Genomic DNA, 17,947 nt, shown 5'->3' with positions numbered 1-17,947 from the left:
CACGCAGGCTGTCGGCTCACAAGACGCACGCGTCCCAGTCGACGTACGAGACGCACGAGGAGAAAACCCGGTGGTCACCCAGGAACAGCGGAAGCGTCAGCTCGCCCGGGAGAAGTTCTTGCGGCAGCAGCAGCGGCGCACCAGCGCCCGGCGCAAGGCGCGTGTACGCAACTCGGTGATCGCGTCGGTGCTCGGCGTGATCATCATCGGCAGCCTGGCGCTGTACACGACGGGCGTGCTGAAGGACGACGACGACAAGGCGAACGCGAGCTCGGAGACGACGCCGTCCGCGACGCCCAGCGCCGCGAAGGACCCGTGCGAGAAGGCCGCCGCCGGCGCGATCAAGACGGAGACCTGGAAGAAGGAGCCGACGGTCACCATCGATGCGTCGGCGAAGTACACGATGACGCTGGCGACCACGTGCGGTGACATCGGCATAGCTCTGAAGGCGAAGGCCGCGCCGCACACGGTGAACTCGTTCAGCTTCCTCGCCGGCAAGGGCTACTTCGACCACACCAAGTGCCACCGGCTCACCACCAACGGCATCTACGTGCTGCAGTGCGGCGACCCGACGGGCCAGGGCAGCGGCGGTCCGGGCTACACCATTCCGGACGAGAACCTGAAGGACACCAGCCTCAAGGACAACGTCTACCCGGCGGGCACGGTCGCGATGGCCAACACCGGTCAGGCGCACACCGGCGGCAGCCAGTTCTTCCTCGTCTACCAGGACAGTCAGCTGCCGCCCAGCTACACGCCGTTCGGCACGGTGTCGGCCGACGGCATGAAGGTTCTGCAGAAGATCGCCGCCGCGGGCGAGAACACCGGCGCCGGTGACGGAGCCCCGAACGCGACGGTCGTGATCAACAAGGCGACGGTCACGAAATCCTGACGACGGCCTGAAGACAACCTGACGACAAGGGGCGGTCAACTGCGCAATTTCGGTCGCGCTGGATGCGGACAGGCGGCCCGCCGGTCGCCTATGTTGGCCGTGACGAAACTGTGGACGATGCCCAGGGGCGCTGAAGCCCCTCGGAGGCATCATGTGGAGGAGGCGCTGTGAGCAGCGACCCGTGGGGCCGCGTCGACGAGACGGGGACCGTGTACGTGCGTACGGCCGACGGCGAGCAGGTGGTCGGTTCCTGGCAGGCAGGCTCCCCCGAGGAAGCACTGGCCTACTTCGAGCGCAAGTACGAGGGCCTGGTTGTCGAGATCGGCCTCCTCGAGAAGCGAGTGCAGACCACCGATCTGTCGGCCAAGGACGCGCAGGTCGCGATCGACCACATCCGCGAGCAGGTCGACGCGCACCACGCGGTCGGCGATCTCCAGGCGCTGAAGGACCGGCTGGACAAGCTGGTGGCGACCGTCGAGTCGCGCCGCGAGGAGCGCAAGCAGCAGCGCGCCAAGCAGTCCGACGAGGCCCGCAAGGCCAAGGAGGACCTCGTCACCGAGGCGGAGCAGCTGGCGCAGTCCGACCAGTGGCGGGCCGCCGGTGAGCGGCTGCGCTCCCTGGTGGACACCTGGAAGGGTCTGCCGCGGCTGGACCGCAAGTCGGACGACGAGCTGTGGCACCGCTTCTCGCACGCCCGCTCGGCGTTCTCCAAGCGCCGCAAGGCGCACTTCGCGCAGCTGGACGCGCAGCGCGAGGACGCCCGTCGGATCAAGGAGCGGCTGGTCTCCGAGGCCGAGGGGCTGTCCGGCTCCACGGACTGGGGTCCTACGGCGGCGCGCTACCGCGAGCTGATGGCGGAGTGGAAGGCGGCGGGCCGCGCCCAGCGCGAGCACGAGGACGACCTGTGGAACCGCTTCCGCGGCGCGCAGGACGTGTTCTTCGCCGCCCGCAGCTCGGTGTTCGCCGAGCGGGACGCGGAGCAGACGGAGAACCTGAAGCTCAAGGAGGAACTGGCCGAGGAGGCCGAAAAGCTTCTGCCGGTCGGGGAGCTGAAGGCGGCGCGTGCCGCGTTCCGTTCGATCAACGAGCGCTGGGAGGCCATCGGCCATGTCCCGCGGGACGCCCGGCCGAAGATCGAGGGCCGGATGCACGCCGTGGAGCGGGCGATCCAGGAGTCCGAGGAGGCCGAGTGGCGCCGGACGAACCCGGAGGCACGCGCGCGTGCCGCGGGTCTGACCGGTCAGCTCCAGGCCGCCGTGGACAAGCTGAAGACGCAGATCGAGCAGGCCCGTGCCCAGGGCAACTCCGCGAAGGCCGACAAGCTGGAGCGGGAGCTCGAGGGCCGTCAGGCGCTGCTGGACCAGGCGCTGAAGGGCCTGGAGGAGTTCGGCGGCTGACACCAGCCATGTGAGAGGCCCCCGTACATCGTGTACGGGGGCCTCTCACGTGTTCCGGCGCTGCGGCGCTCCGGCTACGGCCGGCGCGCCGACGTCACCCGGTACACGTCGTAGACGCCCTCGACGCCGCGTACGGCCTTCAGGACGTGGCCCAGGTGCTTGGGGTCGCCCATCTCGAAGGTGAAGCGGGAGGTGGCCACCCGGTCGCGGGAGGTCTGGACCGCCGCGGAGAGGATGTTGACGTGCTGGTCGGACAGGACCCTGGTGACGTCCGAGAGAAGGCGGGAGCGGTCGAGGGCCTCGACCTGGATGGCGACCAGGAAGACCGAGGACTGCGTCGGCGCCCACTCGACCTCGAGGATGCGCTCCGGCTCGCGGGAGAGTGACTCCACGTTGACGCAGTCGCTGCGGTGAACCGATACGCCACTACCGCGCGTGACGAATCCGATGATCGGGTCGCCGGGGACGGGCGTACAACAGCGGGCCAGCTTGACCCACACGTCGTCGACGCCCTTGACGACGACACCGGGGTCCTGGTTGCTGCGCCGCTTGCGGCCGCGGGTGCGGGACGGCGGGACCGCCTCGTCGATCTCCTCGGTGGCCGCCTCCTCGCCGCCGAGCGCCTGCACCAGCTTCTGCACGACGTTCTGCGCGGCCACATGGCCCTCGCCGATCGCCGCGTACAGCGAGGAGATGTCCGGGTAGCGCATCTCGTGCGCCAGCGTGACCAGCGAGTCGCCGGTGAGGATGCGCTGGATCGGCAGGTTCTGCTTGCGCATCGCGCGCGCGATGGCGTCCTTGCCCTGCTCGATCGCCTCGTCCCGGCGCTCCTTGGAGAACCAGGCTCTGATCTTGTTGCGGGCGCGCGGCGACTTGACGAAGTTCAGCCAGTCCCGGGACGGTCCGGCCCCGGCCGCCTTGGAGGTGAAGACCTCCACCAGGTCGCCGTTGTCCAGGGTCGACTCCAGCGGCACGAGACGGCCGTTGACGCGGGCTCCTATGGTGCGGTGGCCCACCTCGGTGTGCACCGCGTACGAGAAGTCCACGGGCGTGGCGCCGGCCGGCAGCGCTATCACGTCGCCCTTCGGCGTGAAGACGAAGACCTCGTTGCGCGACAGGTCGAAGCGCAGGGACTCCAGGAACTCGCCGGGGTCCTCGGTCTCCTTCTGCCAGTCGAGGAGCTGGCGCAGCCACGCCATGTCGTTGAGGTGGTCGTCCTTGCCGGTGGTCCGCGGCTGGTCCGAGCGCACCTTGGAGGCGCCGGCGACGGCCTCCTGCTTGTACTTCCAGTGCGCGGCGATGCCGTACTCGGCGCGGCGGTGCATGTCGAAGGTGCGGATCTGCAGCTCGACCGGCTTGCCGTTGGGGCCGATGACCGTGGTGTGCAGCGACTGGTACATGTTGAACTTGGGCATCGCGATGTAGTCCTTGAACCGGCCGGGGACCGGGTTCCAGCGCGCGTGCACCGTGCCGAGGGCCGCGTAGCAGTCGCGGACGGTGTCCACGAGGACGCGGATGCCCACCAGGTCGTAGATCTCCGCGAAGTCACGGCCGCGGACGATCATCTTCTGGTAGACGCTGTAGTAGTGCTTCGGGCGGCCGGTGACGGTCGCCTTGATGCGGGCGGCCCGCAGATCGGCCTGGACCTCGTCGGTCACTATGGCCAGATACTCGTCACGCTTCGGTGCCCTCTCGGCCACCAGCCGGACGATCTCGTCGTACATCTTGGGGTAGAGGATCGCGAAGGCGAGGTCCTCCAGCTCCCACTTGATGGTGTTCATGCCCAGGCGATGGGCGAGCGGCGCGTAGATCTCGAGGGTCTCGCGCGCCTTCTTCTCCTGCTTCTCGCGCTTGAGGTAGCGCATGGTGCGCATGTTGTGCAGCCGGTCGGCGAGCTTGATCACCAGGACGCGCGGGTCCTTGGCCATCGCGACGACCATCTTGCGCACGGTCTCGGCCTGCGCGGCCTCGCCGAACTTGACCTTGTCCAGCTTGGTGACGCCGTCGACGAGCAGGGCGACCTGGTCGCCGAAGTCGCGGCGCAGGTCCTCCAGGCCGTACTCGGTGTCCTCGACGGTGTCGTGCAGCAGGCCCGCCATGAGCGTGGCCGGGTCCATGCCCAGTTCGGCGAGGATCGTGGTCACCGCGAGCGGGTGGGTGATGTACGGGTCGCCGCTCTTGCGCTTCTGGCCGCGGTGCCAGCGCTCGGCCACCTGGTAGGACTTCTCGATCTGGCGCAGCGTCGCCGTCTCGATCTTGGGGTCGTTGCTGCGCACTATCCGCAGCAGCGGCTCCAGGACCGGGTTGTACGGGTTCTGGCGCTGCACGCCTAGGCGGGCGAGGCGGGCCCGGACGCGGTTGGAGGAGCCGGAGCGAGGGGTCTGCTGAGCGGCGGCCGGGCGGGCGGCGGGCGCGGTCGAGGAGCGCTCGGGCGAGTCCGGCTTGGGGCGTGCCTGCTCGGCCGGCTTGTCGACGGGCGCGGAGCGGTCGTGCTCGACCGGCCCACGGCTGTCGTCCTTCGCGTGCGGCGCGGGCGTGGCCGCGGGCGCCGAGGCGGACTCGGGCTTGGCGGCTGTCAGGTGCTGGGCCTCGTCTGGCAAGAGGGCTCCTCGTGCGCGATCCGGGTCCCCCGGTCAGGTTCCGGAGGACCCATCGTAGCGATCCTGGGCTGAAGGATCGCCTTCAGGCCGATGTGAGGGCCGTATATCGGAGAAACGCAAGGGGCGGGCACCGGATTCCTCCGGGCCCGCCCGCTTGGCGTACGGCGGTTTTCGGACCGTGCTCAGATTCTTGAGACTGTGCTCAGATCGTGAGCAACGCCTCCAGGGGCGCCCCGTCGAGAGCCGCCTCCAGCCGGGGACGACCGCCCAGGAAGCCCAGCTCCATCAGGACGGCGACGCCCGCGACCTCGGCGCCCGCGCGATGGATGAGCTGGATCGACGCCTCGGCGGTGCCGCCGGTGGCGAGGACGTCGTCGACGATCAGCACACGGTCGCCGGGGTTGAGGTCCTCCGCGTGCACCTCGATCTCGGCCGAGCCGTACTCCAGGTCGTAGGCCTGGCCGAGGGTCGCTCCGGGGAGCTTGCCCGCCTTGCGCACGGGGATGAAGCCGAGGCCGGCCCGGACCGCGACCGGGGCGCCCAGGATGAAGCCCCGGGCCTCCAGGCCGACGACCTTGGTGGCGCCGGTGCGCTCGGCGATCTCCACGAACGCCTCGGTGAGCGCGTGGAACGCCGCCGGGTCCGCCAGGAGCGGGGTGATGTCCTTGAACATCACTCCCGGCTCCGGGTGGTCGGCCACGTCACGGATGCGGCTGAGCAGCAGTCCGGTGAGGTCGGTGAGCTCGGTCATCGGCGCTTCCCCGACGGACGGCCCCGGCCCCGGCCCCGGGCTGCGGGCTGGTTGCGCGGGCCGACGACCGCGGCCGCGGCGTCCTCCGGCTCGTCGTCGTAGCCGTCGGTGGCACGGGCCTCGACGAGCTGCTCCTCGGTCGTGGCCTGGGCGCGCTTGGCCAGGACGCGCTTCTTCAGCGCCTTGATCTGCGGCTCGCGCTCCTTGAGGTCCGCGACGAGCGGCGTGGCGATGAAGATCGAGGAGTAGGCGCCGGCCGCGAGGCCGACGAACAGCGACAGCGAGATGTCGTTGAGCGTGCCCGCGCCGAGGACGCCGCCGCCGATGAACAGCAGACCCGCCACCGGCAGCAGCGCGACGACCGTGGTGTTGATGGAGCGGACCAGGGTGCCGTTGATCGAGCGGTTGGCGATCTCGCTGTAGGTGAAGCGGGTCTGCTTCGTGAGGTCCTTCGTCTGTTCCTTGAGGGAGTCGAAGACGACGACCGTGTCGTACAGCGAGTAACCGAGAATGGTCAGCAGACCGATCACCGTGCCCGGCGTGACCTCGAAGCCGACGAGGGCGTAGATGCCGACCGTGATGGTGATGTCGTGGATCAGGGCGACGAGTGCCGCGATGGCCATCCGCCACTCGAAGGCGATCGCCAGGTAGATCACGACCAGGACCATGAAGATCGCCAGGCCCTGCCAGGCCTTGTTGGCGACCTGGTCGCCCCAGCTGGGACCGACCAGCTCGGCGGTGATCGTCTCCGGGTCGGTCTTGAAGTCCTCGGCCAGGTCGGCCTTGATCGTGTTGGACTGCTTGATGTCCATGCCGGCGATCTGGATGCGCAGCGAGCCGTTGCCGAGCTTCTGCACGACCGCGTCATGGCCGGACGCGTCCTTGGCGTACTCCTCGGCCTGGGAGACCGAGACGCTGGTCTTCTCGGTGGTGAAGACGGCGCCGCCCTGGAAGTCGATGCCCATGTTCAGGCCGCGCACCGCCAGGCCGAGGATGGCCGTGATGGTGATCAGGATCGAGATCCCGTACCAGAGCTTGCGGTGGCCGATGAAGTCGTAGCTGACCTCGCCACGGTGCAGTCGGGCGCCGAGGTTACCGAGTTTCGACATCGCTCACGCCTCCTTCGTCTCGACGGGGCCGGCGGCGGAACCGGCGGGACGGCGGGTGCGGCGGATCGGCGGCTGGGCACCCAGGCTCTTCGGGTCGAGGCCGGACCACTTGTGGCCGCTCGCGAAGAACTTCCGCCGCGCGATGAGCGTCATCAGCGGCTTGGTGAAGAAGAAGACCACGACCACGTCGAGGACGGTGGTCAGACCCAGCGTGAACGCGAAGCCCTGGACCTTGCCGACCGTGACGATGAACAGCACGGCGGCGGCGAGGAACGACACGAAGTCGGAGACCAGGATGGTGCGCCGGGCGCGCGGCCAGGCCCGCTCGACGGCGGGACGCAGGGTGCGGCCCTCACGGATCTCGTCCCTCACGCGTTCGAAGTAGACGATGAACGAGTCCGCGGTGATACCGATGGCGACGATGGCTCCACAGACGGCCGGCAGGTTCAGCGCGAAGCCGATGGCCGGGCCGAGCAGCGCCATGAGCACGTAGGTGAGCGCCGCGGAGACCAGCAGCGAGGCGATCGCGATGAGCGACAGGCCGCGGTAGTAGGCCACCAGGTAGATGATGACCAGCGCGAGGCCGATGGCGCCCGCGAGGAGACCGGCGTGCAGCTGGTCACCGCCGAGCGCCGCCGTCACCGTGGTCACGCTCTGCTCCTGGAAGGAGAGCGGGAGCGCGCCGTACGACAGCATGTTGGCGAGGCTCTGGGCCTCCTCCTGGGTGAAGCTGCCCGAGATCTGGGCCTGGCCGCCGGTGATGGCGGAGTTCACGAACGGGCTGGAGACGACGTTGCCGTCGAGGACGATGCCGAACTCGTTCTGCGGCTGGGTGTTCTGCGCGAGCTGGCCCGTGATGTCGGCGAACTTCTTGGAGCCCTTGGACGTGAAGTCCATGGTGACCTGCCAGCCGGCGGCCGTCTGCGTGTCGTAGACGGCCTGGGCCTTCTTGACGTCGGTGCCGTCGACGGCGGCCGGGCCGAGCAGGTACTTGTACCAGACCTTGTCGATCTCGCCGCAGGCCACGGTCGCGTCCCCGGGCTTGATGCCCTCGCCGGCCGCGATGCGGACCGATTCCTTGGAGCAGTCGAGGGCCGCGTACTTGGCCTGCAGCGCGGCGTCCTCGGCGGTGACGGCGACGCTGCTGCTCGCGGAGGCCGACGGGCTGGCGGAGGCGCTCGCCTTGGTGCTCGCGGACGCCGACGGGGTCGAGTCGGCCTTCAGCGCGTCGGTGACGGCCCGGCCCTGCGAGGTGGCGGTGGCCGACGGGGACGTCGAGGAGGTCGCCTTCTCGCCGGTGGTCGCGGAGGCGCTCGCCGAGGGGCTCGTGGAAGCGCTCGGCGAGGCGGTGGACGAGCCGCTCGTGGACGCGCTCGGCGAGGGGGTGGCGGCGGAGGCGGAGGCCTCCTGGGCCAGCACCGGACGGAAGTACAGCTTGGCGGTGGTACCGACCTGCGCCCGTGCCTTCTCCGAGTCGGTGCCCTTGGGGATGTTCACGATGATGTTGCGGTCGCCCTGGGTCTGCACCTCCGCCTCGGAGACGCCCAGCCCGTTGACACGGCGGTTCATGATCTCCACCGCGGTGTCCATGTTGGCCTTGTTGATCGCGGATCCCTGGTCGGCCTTCGCCTCCAGCGTGATGCTGGTACCGCCGGCAAGGTCGATGCCGAGACGCGGAGTGGTGTGACCGGAGGCGAACATGCCTCCGGTGAGCCCCACGATGGCGATCAGGATCAGGGCCAGCGAGCGCCCTGGCTTGCTCTGGGCACTCGCGCTCCGGCCCTTCTTAGGTGCTGCCACCTTCTCGTACTCCCTCTCGGGCCGCCTCACGCCGGGTCAGCGCGGCGGCGGCCATGACATGGTGTCGGGATCCCCTGGCGAGAATGCGCGCGCCCCGGCACGGACGGGTGTGCCCGTCTGCGCCGGGGACGGGGCTACTTCTTCGTCTCGGAGTCGCCGTCGGTCTTCTCCGGCTCTTCGTCGGCCTCGGCCTGCTCGGCCTCGGCGGCCTTCTCCTGGACCTCGTCGGGTCCGTCCTTCTTGCCGAGGTCGACGACCTTGTCGTCGGAGGCGGCGGCAGCTTCGTCGGCGGAGTCGTCGGTCTCGGCGGACTCGGTGAGGGAGGAGGCGTCGTCCGGGACGACGTCGGAGTCGGACTTCAGGTCGTGCTCGATGCCGTGCACGATGCGGTTGTACTCGTCGTCCGTCAGGACGGCGCCGATCGCGTTCTTCGCGAAGAGCAGTTCCACACCCGGCCCCGCATCGAGGAGGAGGGTGTCGTCACTGACCTCCTTGACCGTCGCGTACATGCCCCCGATGGTGCGGACACCGCTGCCGGGCTGCAATTGGTTACGCATGTCGGCCGCTGCTTGCTGCTTCTTCTTGGCCGACCGGGTCATCAGGAACATGGCCCCGATGAGCACGATGAACGGGAGGAGGGTCACAGGACTCACGGGTCGGAACTTCCTTCAGACGACCGCGATGGTTGAGCGGCCTGATGGATGGGGGTTGTGTGCTGCCGACAACGGCGGCATCGGCGGAGTCTAAGCGAGTCCGCGCGCATGGAACAACGCTCAGCATGGCACCAGGGTTCCTGACCCGGCCAATGCCGCGGCCGTGGCCCCGGGCGTCATGTCCCGAACAGGTCGCCCTGGCCACTCCCCCGGGTCGGCGTGCGGGTCGGGGTAAGGCCGAGGTGGGTCCAGGCGGCCGGGGTGGCCACCCGCCCGCGCGGCGTACGCGCGAGTAGGCCCTCGCGCACGAGGAAGGGTTCGGCGACCTCCTCCACGGTCTCACGCTCCTCCCCCACCGCGACGGCGAGCGTGGACAGACCGACCGGGCCGCCGCCGAACAGCTTCAGCAGCGCCTCCAGGACCGCGCGGTCGAGGCGGTCCAGGCCTCGGTCGTCGACTTCGTACACCTTCAGCGCCGCCGCCGCGATCTCGCGGTCGATGATCCCGTCGGCCTTGACCTGCGCGTAGTCGCGTACCCGGCGCAGCAGGCGGTTGGCGATCCGGGGCGTGCCGCGGGAGCGGCCGGCGATCTCGGCGGCGCCGTCGGTGTCGATCTCGACGTCGAGGAGGTTCGCCGAGCGGTGGATGACGCGCTCCAGCTCGGCGGGCTCGTAGAACTCCATGTGTCCGGTGAAGCCGAAGCGGTCGCGCAGCGGGGGCGGCAGCAGGCCCGCGCGCGTGGTGGCGCCGACCAGGGTGAAGGGCGGCAGTTCGAGGGGGATGGCGGTGGCGCCGGGTCCCTTGCCGACGATGACGTCGACGCGGAAGTCCTCCATCGCCATGTAGAGCATCTCCTCGGCGGGCCGGGACATGCGGTGGATCTCGTCGAGGAAGAGGACCTCGCCCTCCTGGAGCGAGGAGAGGATCGCCGCGAGGTCGCCGGCGTGCTGGATGGCCGGGCCGCTGGTGATGCGGATCGGGGCGCCCATCTCGGCGGCGATGATCATCGAGAGGGTGGTCTTGCCGAGGCCGGGGGCGCCGGAGAGCAGCACGTGGTCGGCGGTCGCGCCCCGCGCGCGTGCGGCGCGCAGGACGAGGTCGAGCTGTTCGCGGACCTTCTCCTGGCCGATGAACTCGTCCAGGTCCTTGGGGCGCAGGGCGGCCTCGACGGCCTGGTCCTCACCGTCGGCTGACGCGCCGACGAGCCGCTCGGGGGCGGTCTCTTCGGTCGTGTCGTCCCAGTTCACTGACGTTCTCCTAGCGGGCGCGGTTCAGGGTCTGCAGGGCGGCCTTGAGCAGCTGGCCCACCTGGGGCGCGCCGGCGGCGGCCTCGGCCTGCGGAGTCACGGCGGCGACCGCCTCGTCGGCCTCGCGGGTCGCGTAGCCGAGGCCGATCAGGGCGGCGTGCAGCTGGTCGCGCCAGCCGCTGGTGACCGGCGCTCCGATCGCCGGGGCGCCGATCGGCTCGCCCAGCCGGTCCTTGAGCTCCAGCAGCAGCTTCTGCGCACCCCGCTTGCCGATGCCCGGCACCGCGATGAGCGCCTTCTCGTCCCCCGTGGCCACGGCCCGGCGCAGGGCGTCCGGCGTGTGCACCGCCAGCATGGCCTGGGCCAGCCGGGGGCCGACCCCGCTCGCGGTCTGCAGCAGCCCGAAGACCTGGCGTTCGTCGTCGTCCACGAAGCCGTAGAGGGTCAGCGAGTCCTCCCGTACGACGAGGGAGGTGGCGAGCTTGGCCGGCTGGCCGAGCCGGAGCGTGGACAACGTGTTCGGCGTGCACTGGAGGGCCATGCCCACGCCGCCCACCTCGACCACCGCGGTGTCCGGAGCGAGTGCGGCGACCGTGCCGCTGACGAAGGCGATCATGCCGTACGGCCTTTCGATGTCATCGGTGCGTTGGCTGTCGTCGGTGCTTTGGCCGTCGTGGGCGCTTTGGCCGTCGTCGGCGCTTTGGCCGCGTGCAGGGCGACGGCCTGCTGGAGTCGGTTCTGCGCGGGGGCGCGCCAGATGTGGCAGATGGCGAGTGCGAGGGCGTCGGCCGCGTCGGCCGGTTTGGGGGGCGCGTCGAGCCGCAGCAGGCGGGTGACCATGGCGCCGACCTGCGCCTTGTCCGCGCGCCCGCTGCCGGTGACGGCGGCCTTGACCTCGCTGGGCGTGTGCAGGGCGACGGGGATGCCGCGGCGGGCGGCGCACAGCATGGCGACGGCGCTGGCCTGGGCGGTGCCCATGACCGTGCGCACGTTGTGCTGGCTGAACACCCGCTCCACGGCGACGAATTCGGGCCGGTACTCGTCCAGCCAGCGTTCGATGCCCTGCTCGATCTCGACGAGGCGCTGCCCCAACTCGGCGTCCGCAGGCGTCCGTACGACGCCCACGCCGAGCATGGTGAGCGGCCGGCCCGCGACCCCCTCGACGACGCCGACACCGCACCGCGTCAGTCCGGGGTCCACCCCGAGTACCCGCACGCGCCCCCCTTTGCGGCTAAACCGCCGCCGCTCTCGCGGAGGTGGCTCAGCGCCGTCGTGGTTCCTCAATTGATGGTTGTTGTCCGTGGACAGTGATCTACGGATGACGCCAGGCTAGTCGCTGGCACTGACAACGGCGGCGGGCCGGTGGGACGTGTCCCTCCGGCCCGCCGAATCCGCTCGGCTCGCGGCAGCGTTAGGCGTCGACCTTCTCCATGACCTCGTCGCTGACGTCGAAGTTGGCGAAGACGTTCTGGACGTCGTCGCTGTCCTCGAGCGCGTCGATCAGCTTGAAGATCTTCTTCGCGCCCTCCTCGTCCAGCTCGACCTGCATGGTCGGGACGAAGTTGGCCTCGGCGGAGTCGTAGTCGATGCCGGCTTCCTGGAGGGCGGTGCGGACCGCGACCAGGTCGGTGGCCTCGCTGAGGACCTCGAAGGACTCACCGAGGTCGTTGACCTCCTCGGCGCCCGCGTCGAGGACCGCGCCCAGCACGTCGTCCTCGGTCAGCTCGCCCTTGGGGACGATGATGACGCCCTTGCGGTTGAAGAGGTACGACACCGAGCCCGGGTCGGCCATGTTGCCGCCGTTGCGGGTCATGGCGACGCGGACGTCGGAGGCGGCGCGGTTGCGGTTGTCGGTGAGGCACTCGATGAGCACGGCGACGCCGTTCGGGCCGTAGCCCTCGTACATGATCGTCTCGTAGTCGGCGCCGCCGGCCTCGAGACCGCCGCCGCGCTTGACCGCGGAGTCGATGTTCTTGTTCGGGACCGACTGCTTCTTGGCCTTCTGGATGGCGTCGTAGAGCGTCGGGTTGCCCTCGATGTCGACGCCGCCCATCCGGGCCGCGACCTCGATGTTCTTGATCAGCTTCGCGAAGAGCTTGCCGCGTTTGGCGTCGATCACGGCCTTCTTGTGCTTCGTCGTAGCCCATTTAGAGTGGCCGGACATCTGCCTGTCTCCTTCGCGTAACCCAACCAAATACGAACGGCAGAGATCCTACAAGGACTCCGCCGCCCGGTATGCGCGCACCATGTCGACGAACAGGGCGTGCACCCGGTGGTCGCCGGTCAGCTCCGGGTGGAACGACGTGGCGAGCGCGTTGCCCTGGCGGACCGCGACGATATGACCCTCGTGCTCGGCGAGCACCTCGGTCTGGGCGCCGACGGACTCGACCCAGGGGGCGCGGATGAAGACGCCCTCCACAGGATCGCCCGTGACGCCGTTCACGTCGAGTGCGGCCTCGAAGGACTCGTTCTGGCGGCCGAAGGCGTTGCGGCGCACGATCATGTCGATGCCGCCGACGGTCTCCTGTCCCGAGCGCGGGTCGAGGATCTTGTCGGCGAGCATGATCATGCCCGCGCAGGTGCCGTAGACGGGCATTCCGGCCCGCACGCGCGCGCGGAGGGGCTCCATCACGCCGAAGAGGACGGCCAGCTTGGAGATGGTCGTGGACTCGCCGCCGGGGATGACGAGACCGTCGACCTCGGCGAGTTCCTCGGGGCGCCGCACCGGCCTGGCCACGGCGTCGGCCGCGGCCAGGGCGACGAGGTGCTCCCGTACGTCGCCCTGGAGGGCCAGGACGCCTATGACAGGTGTGCTCATCGGTGACTACCAGCCGCGGTTGGCGTAGCGCTCGGACTCGGGGAGGGTGTCGCAGTTGATGCCGACCATGGCCTCGCCCAGGTTGCGGGAGGCGTCCGCGATGATCTTCGGGTCGTCGTAGAAGGTGGTCGCCTTCACGATCGCGGCGGCGCGCTTGGCCGGGTCGCCGGACTTGAAGATGCCCGAGCCGACGAAGACGCCCTCGGCGCCCAGCTGACGCATCAGCGCGGCGTCGGCCGGGGTGGCGACGCCACCGGCGGAGAACAGCACGACCGGCAGCTTGCCGAGCTCGGCGACCTCCTTGACCAGCTCGTACGGGGCGCGCAGGTCCTTGGCGGCGGCGTACAGCTCGTTGTTGTCGTAGCCGCGCAGGCGGGCGATCTCGTTCTTGATCTGCCGCAGGTGGCGGACGGCCTCGACGACGTTGCCGGTGCCGGCCTCGCCCTTGGAACGGATCATCGCCGCGCCCTCGGCGATGCGGCGCAGGGCCTCGCCCAGGTTGGTGGCGCCGCAGACGAAGGGGGTGGTGAAGGCGAACTTGTCGGAGTGGTTCACCTCGTCGGCCGGGGTGAGCACCTCGGACTCGTCGATGTAGTCGACGCCGAGGGACTGCAGCACCTGGGCCTCGACGAAGTGCCCGATCCGGGACTTGGCCATCACCGGAATGGAGACCGCCTCGATGATCTCCTCGATCATGTTGGGGTCCGACATCCGGGCCACGCCGCCGTCCTTGCGGATGTCGGCCGGGACCCGCTCGAGCGCCATGACGGCCACGGCGCCGGCGTCCTCGGCGATCTTCGCCTGCTCGGCGTTGACCACGTCCATGATCACGCCGCCCTTGAGCTGCTCGGCCATCCCGCGCTTCACGCGCGCGGTGCCGGTCTCGGGGGTCTGGTTTTCGGAGATCGTGCTGGACACGGGGTGACCTCACTCGTTGAAAAGAGGATTTCTGCAGCACTGAGGAAACGCGAGTGGACCAGTCCACAGCAAGGGCCAATGAACACCCGGTGGATCGTTTTCGTCCCACCGGAGATCGGTCGGAGGTCGGTCGGAGGTCAGTGGGAGGTCGGCCGGAGGTCGCCCGTCGGTTCAGCCCGACCGGTCGGACAGGACGGGTGGAGGCTCGTCGTCCATTTCGAAGGCCATGGGGAAGGGGGCGTGGCCGGCCAGGCGGAACCAGCGGACCTTGCGGTGTTCGCGGAGTCTGCGGGCCGCGCCGACCGCGTCGTTGTGGAAGCGGCGGGCCATGGGGACGCGGCGGACGGCCGCCGTGAGCTCGCGGGCCGCCGCCTCTCCGCCGGGCGCCTCGCGCACGACGTCCAGTTGCTGCGTGTCCGCGAAGACGGCGCGCAGGGCCTGGCTGAGGTCGCTCTCGGCGACCTCCCGCTGCTCCTCCTCGGCCTGCCGGGCGGCGTGCGCGGCCTCGTACAGGACGATCGAGGCCGCCGGGTCGAGGACCTTGGAGGTGGCCAGTTCCTGGGCCACGGACGCGCGGCGCAGCAGCTGCGCGTCCAGCGCGGCGCGGGCGGCGTCGATACGGGCGTGCAGCCGGTCCAGCCGTCCCGCCGTCCAGCTCAGGTAGAGGCCGATCGCGACGAGGACGACCAGGGTCCAGATCAGGGTTGCGGTCACGGGCGGCAAGGCTACCCGTGCGCTCTACGGCGGCGAGGGCAGGTCAGTCCCGCGCCAGCCCGAGCCGGGCCCGCAGGCCGACGGAGGCCCGGTCGTCGTCGGCCGCCACCGCCGCCGCGCCGTCCGTCACCGTCTCGTACACCGACAGGATGTCCGCGCCGACGGTCGACCAGTCGAAGCGCCGTACGTGCGCGCTGCCGCGGCTGCGCAGTTCGGCCCTGCGCTCCGGGTCGCCCAGCAGGCGCACCGCCGCCTCGGCCAGCGCGTCCGCGTCCTCGTTGGCGAACAGCTCGCCCGCCGCTCCCTGGTCGAGGACCTGGGCGAAGGCGTCGAGGTCGGAGGCGAGCACGGGGGCCCCGGCCGACATGGCCTCGACGAGGATGATGCCGAAGCTCTCGCCGCCGGTGTTGGGCGCGACGTAGACGTCGACGCTGCGCAGGAAGCGCGCCTTGTCCTCGTCGCTGATCATGCCGAGGAACTCCACGCGCGCGTGCAGTTCCCTGGGCAGGCTCTCCACCGCCTCCTTCTCGTCCCCGCGGCCGGCGACCAGCAGCCGGGCCTGCGGCCGCTCGGCGAAGATCTTCGGCAGGGCCCGCATCAGGACGGGCAGGCCCTTGCGGGGCTCGTCGATGCGCCCGACGAAGCCGATCGTGTCGCCCTGCCACTCGGGGTTGGGCTCGGCCCGGGCGAAGAAGTCGACGTCGACGCCGTTGGGGATGACGACCGCGTCCCCGCCGAGGTGCTCGACCAGGGTGCGGCGCGCGTACTCGCTCACGGCGATCCGCGCGCTGATCTTCTCCAGCGCGGCCTGGAGGATGGAGTACGCGGCGATCATCGCGCGCGAGCGCGGGTTGGACGTGTGGAAGGTCGCCACGATCGGCCCCGAGGCCGCCCAGCAGGTCAGCAGGCCCAGGGACGGCGAGGTCGGCTCATGGATGTGGACGACGTCGAACGCGCCGTCGTGCAGCCAGCGCCGCACCCGCGCGGCGGACAGGAAGCCGAAGTTGAGGCGCGCCACCGAGCCGTTGTACGGCACCGGGACGGCCCGGCCGGCCGAGACGACGTACGGCGGCAGCGGGGTGTCGTCGTCGGCCGGGGCCAGCACGGACACCTCGTGGCCGAGCCGGATGAAGTACTCGGCGAGGTCGCGGATGTGGAACTGGACGCCGCCCGGCACGTCCCAGGAGTAGGGGCAGACGATGCCGATTCTCACTCGGGCGCCCCGTCCGACGGGCGGGGTTCCAGGTCGGCGAGCCACAAACGCTGCAGCATGTGCCAGTCCTCCGGGTGTTCGGCGATGCCGGTGGCGAAGGCGTCTGCCAGCGCCTGTGTCATGGCAGACGTCTTCTCGGCCCGTGTACCTGTCTCGGGTACCTCGATCGGGGGATGCACACGGCCCTTCATGACGGGTGAGTCGTCGTACCAGAGCGTGACGGGGAGCAGGATCGCGTCGGTCTGCTGGGCGAGCAGCGCCGGTCCCGCGGGCATCCGGGTCGTGTCCCCGAAGAAGTCCACCTCGACGCCGGAGGCGGACAGGTCGCGCTCGGCGACCAGGCAGACCAGGCCGCCGTCGCGCAGTCTGCGGGCCAGGGTGGCGAAGGCGGTGCCGCCGCTGTGCGGCAGGACCTCCATGCCGAGGCCCTCGCGGTAGGCGACGAAGCGGTCGTAGAGCGACTCGGGCTTGAGGCGTTCGGCGACCGTCGTGAACGGCGTCCGCAGCTCGGTGGTGACCCAGGCGCCCGCCAGGTCCCAGTTGGCCATGTGCGGCAGCGCGAGGACGACGCCCCGGTCGGAGGCGATGCCGTCGATCAGGTGGTGCGCGTCCTTGCAGTCGAAGCCGTTCCTGACCCGCTCGGCGCTCCAGGCGGGCAGCCGGAAGGACTCCATCCAGTAGCGCAGGTAGGAGCGCATCCCCGCGCGTGAGAGCTCGGCCAGCCGCTCGGGGCTCGCGTCCGGCACCACGCGCGCGTAGTTGCTCTCCAGCCGCCGTACGCCCTTGCCGCGCCGCTTCCACGCGAGGTCGGCGACCGTGCGCCCGAGCCGTACGGCGGCGGGCTCGGGGAGCTTCTTGACGGTGCTCCAGCCGAGGCCGTACAGCGCGTCGGTCAGGCGATCCTGGGCGCTCACTTCGCGGCCTCGCTCCCCTGGGCCTCCTCCTGCGCCGCGGCGGCCTCCGCCTCGGCCGACTCCCGCCGGACCGTGACGACCCGCTGGATCAGCGTGACGAGGCTGCCGACGGCGACGATCCACAGCGCGATCGGCAGCAGCACCTGGATGCCGGGCACGCCGAACGTGTGCAGACCCGCCAGACCGGCCGCGACCAGGGAGATCACCAGGCGTTCGGCGCGCTCCACGAGTCCGTTGACGGCGACCGGCAGGCCGATCGACTCGCCGCGGGCCTTCGTGTACGACACTACCTGGCCGCTGGCCAGGCAGAAGATCGAGACGGCGCACAGGGCGATGTCGTCCCCGTTGCCCGCGTACCAGAGCGCGAAGCCTCCGAAGATCGCGCCGTCGGCGACCCGGTCGAGCGTGGAGTCCAGGAAGGCGCCCCAGCGGCTGGAGCGGCCGAGCTGGCGCGCCATGTTGCCGTCGACGAGGTCGGAGAACACGAAGAGGGTGATGACGATCGTGCCCCAGAAGAACTCGCCTTGGGGGTAGAAGACCAGCGCGCCCGCCATCACGCCGGCGGTGCCGATGAGGGTGACCGTGTCAGGGCTCACGCCCCGGCGGATGAGAAACGCGGCGAACGGTGTGAGGACACGCGTGAAGAATGCACGCGCGTACTTGTTCAGCATGGCCTTCCCGAGGGCTCGGTGTGGCCGCGCGGCCCCTGCTGGCCACCGGCTGGCCCATCGTAGCCACGCGCGTGTGTGTGCGACGGGCGGGCACCCGGACCCCCGTGTCACGGCCTGCCGGATTCCCGGGCGCGGCCGGGCCGCGTCCGCCGTATGGACGCGCGGTGACCGGAGTGGAAAGCTCGAAGGACCGCGGGCGTCGTCGGAGCCGCCATCGCACGCGGGGCCGCCGTGCCCGCGCCCCCAGTGACCT

At 70.3% G+C, this 17,947-nt stretch carries 16 protein-coding genes and 1 pseudogene; 2 read left to right on the top strand and 15 right to left on the bottom strand.

Features of this window, described 5'->3' with window-relative positions:
- Positions 1 to 70 precede the first annotated feature (70 nt).
- Positions 71 to 889 carry a peptidylprolyl isomerase gene (locus tag ABZ725_RS40970; RefSeq protein ID WP_351919133.1) on the top strand — a complete coding sequence of 273 codons (819 nt, stop codon included), beginning with the start codon at positions 71 to 73 and terminating at the stop codon, positions 887 to 889.
- 167 nt (positions 890 to 1,056) lie between these two features.
- Complete coding sequence (locus ABZ725_RS40965) at positions 1,057 to 2,286, top strand: DUF349 domain-containing protein (RefSeq protein ID WP_358807448.1); 1,230 nt, start codon at positions 1,057 to 1,059, stop codon at positions 2,284 to 2,286.
- 74 nt (positions 2,287 to 2,360) lie between these two features.
- Here ABZ725_RS40965 and ABZ725_RS40960 read toward each other — a convergent pair whose 3' ends face one another.
- From ABZ725_RS40960 to pgsA, 15 genes and pseudogenes are all read right to left on the bottom strand, one after another.
- Positions 2,361 to 4,886: a bifunctional (p)ppGpp synthetase/guanosine-3',5'-bis(diphosphate) 3'-pyrophosphohydrolase gene (locus tag ABZ725_RS40960; protein ID WP_351919140.1), complete on the bottom strand. Its 2,526-nt coding sequence runs from the start codon at positions 4,884 to 4,886 to the stop codon at positions 2,361 to 2,363.
- A gap of 202 nt (positions 4,887 to 5,088) precedes the next feature.
- Positions 5,089 to 5,637 carry an adenine phosphoribosyltransferase gene (locus ABZ725_RS40955; protein ID WP_358807447.1) on the bottom strand — a complete coding sequence of 183 codons (549 nt, stop codon included), beginning with the start codon at positions 5,635 to 5,637 and terminating at the stop codon, positions 5,089 to 5,091.
- Entirely contained in the window at positions 5,634 to 6,746 is a 1,113-nt protein-coding gene (secF, locus tag ABZ725_RS40950; RefSeq protein ID WP_358807446.1) for a protein translocase subunit SecF, read from the bottom strand. The genes ABZ725_RS40955 and secF overlap by 4 nt, the downstream gene beginning before the upstream one ends.
- A 3-nt stretch (positions 6,747 to 6,749) precedes the next feature.
- On the bottom strand, positions 6,750 to 8,546 hold the full coding sequence (secD, locus tag ABZ725_RS40945; protein ID WP_358807445.1) for a protein translocase subunit SecD: 1,797 nt from the start codon (positions 8,544 to 8,546) through the stop codon (positions 6,750 to 6,752).
- Positions 8,547 to 8,680: 134 nt separating this feature from the next.
- Positions 8,681 to 9,199, bottom strand: a complete 519-nt coding sequence (yajC, locus tag ABZ725_RS40940; protein WP_358807444.1) for a preprotein translocase subunit YajC — start codon at positions 9,197 to 9,199, stop codon at positions 8,681 to 8,683.
- A 176-nt stretch (positions 9,200 to 9,375) separates the two neighbouring features.
- Complete coding sequence (gene ruvB / locus ABZ725_RS40935; RefSeq protein ID WP_358807443.1) at positions 9,376 to 10,446, bottom strand: Holliday junction branch migration DNA helicase RuvB; 1,071 nt, start codon at positions 10,444 to 10,446, stop codon at positions 9,376 to 9,378.
- Positions 10,447 to 10,456: 10 nt separating this feature from the next.
- On the bottom strand, positions 10,457 to 11,062 hold the full coding sequence (ruvA, locus tag ABZ725_RS40930; RefSeq protein ID WP_351919152.1) for a Holliday junction branch migration protein RuvA: 606 nt from the start codon (positions 11,060 to 11,062) through the stop codon (positions 10,457 to 10,459).
- Positions 11,059 to 11,661: a crossover junction endodeoxyribonuclease RuvC gene (ruvC, locus tag ABZ725_RS40925; RefSeq protein WP_358807442.1), complete on the bottom strand. Its 603-nt coding sequence runs from the start codon at positions 11,659 to 11,661 to the stop codon at positions 11,059 to 11,061. The genes ruvA and ruvC overlap by 4 nt, the downstream gene beginning before the upstream one ends.
- Before the next feature lie 196 nt (positions 11,662 to 11,857).
- Complete coding sequence (locus tag ABZ725_RS40920) at positions 11,858 to 12,610, bottom strand: YebC/PmpR family DNA-binding transcriptional regulator (RefSeq protein ID WP_189710790.1); 753 nt, start codon at positions 12,608 to 12,610, stop codon at positions 11,858 to 11,860.
- A gap of 48 nt (positions 12,611 to 12,658) precedes the next feature.
- Positions 12,659 to 13,264: a pyridoxal 5'-phosphate synthase glutaminase subunit PdxT gene (gene pdxT / locus ABZ725_RS40915; protein ID WP_358807441.1), complete on the bottom strand. Its 606-nt coding sequence runs from the start codon at positions 13,262 to 13,264 to the stop codon at positions 12,659 to 12,661.
- 6 nt (positions 13,265 to 13,270) lie between these two features.
- Positions 13,271 to 14,182: a pyridoxal 5'-phosphate synthase lyase subunit PdxS gene (gene pdxS, locus ABZ725_RS40910; RefSeq protein WP_351907899.1), complete on the bottom strand. Its 912-nt coding sequence runs from the start codon at positions 14,180 to 14,182 to the stop codon at positions 13,271 to 13,273.
- Between the two features lie 171 nt (positions 14,183 to 14,353).
- The gene (locus ABZ725_RS40905; protein ID WP_358807440.1) at positions 14,354 to 14,905 is read right to left on the bottom strand and encodes a hypothetical protein; all 552 of its coding nucleotides are present in this window, start codon (positions 14,903 to 14,905) and stop codon (positions 14,354 to 14,356) included.
- A gap of 34 nt (positions 14,906 to 14,939) precedes the next feature.
- The gene (locus ABZ725_RS40900) at positions 14,940 to 16,109 is read right to left on the bottom strand and encodes a glycosyltransferase family 4 protein (RefSeq protein ID WP_351907903.1); all 1,170 of its coding nucleotides are present in this window, start codon (positions 16,107 to 16,109) and stop codon (positions 14,940 to 14,942) included.
- The gene (locus ABZ725_RS40895) at positions 16,106 to 17,023 is read right to left on the bottom strand and encodes a phosphatidylinositol mannoside acyltransferase (protein WP_358807439.1); all 918 of its coding nucleotides are present in this window, start codon (positions 17,021 to 17,023) and stop codon (positions 16,106 to 16,108) included. Before ABZ725_RS40895 ends, ABZ725_RS40900 begins: the two co-directional genes overlap by 4 nt.
- Positions 17,020 to 17,752: pseudogene (gene pgsA, locus ABZ725_RS40890) on the bottom strand (phosphatidylinositol phosphate synthase). Before pgsA ends, ABZ725_RS40895 begins: the two are co-directional and overlap by 4 nt.
- Between the last annotated feature and the right edge of the window lie 195 nt (positions 17,753 to 17,947).

Source organism: Streptomyces sp. NPDC006872 (assembly GCF_040635845.1).
GTDB lineage: Bacteria > Actinomycetota > Actinomycetes > Streptomycetales > Streptomycetaceae > Streptomyces.
Note: the sequence above shows the minus strand (reverse complement) of the source record. Positions and strands in the feature narration are given on the sequence as shown.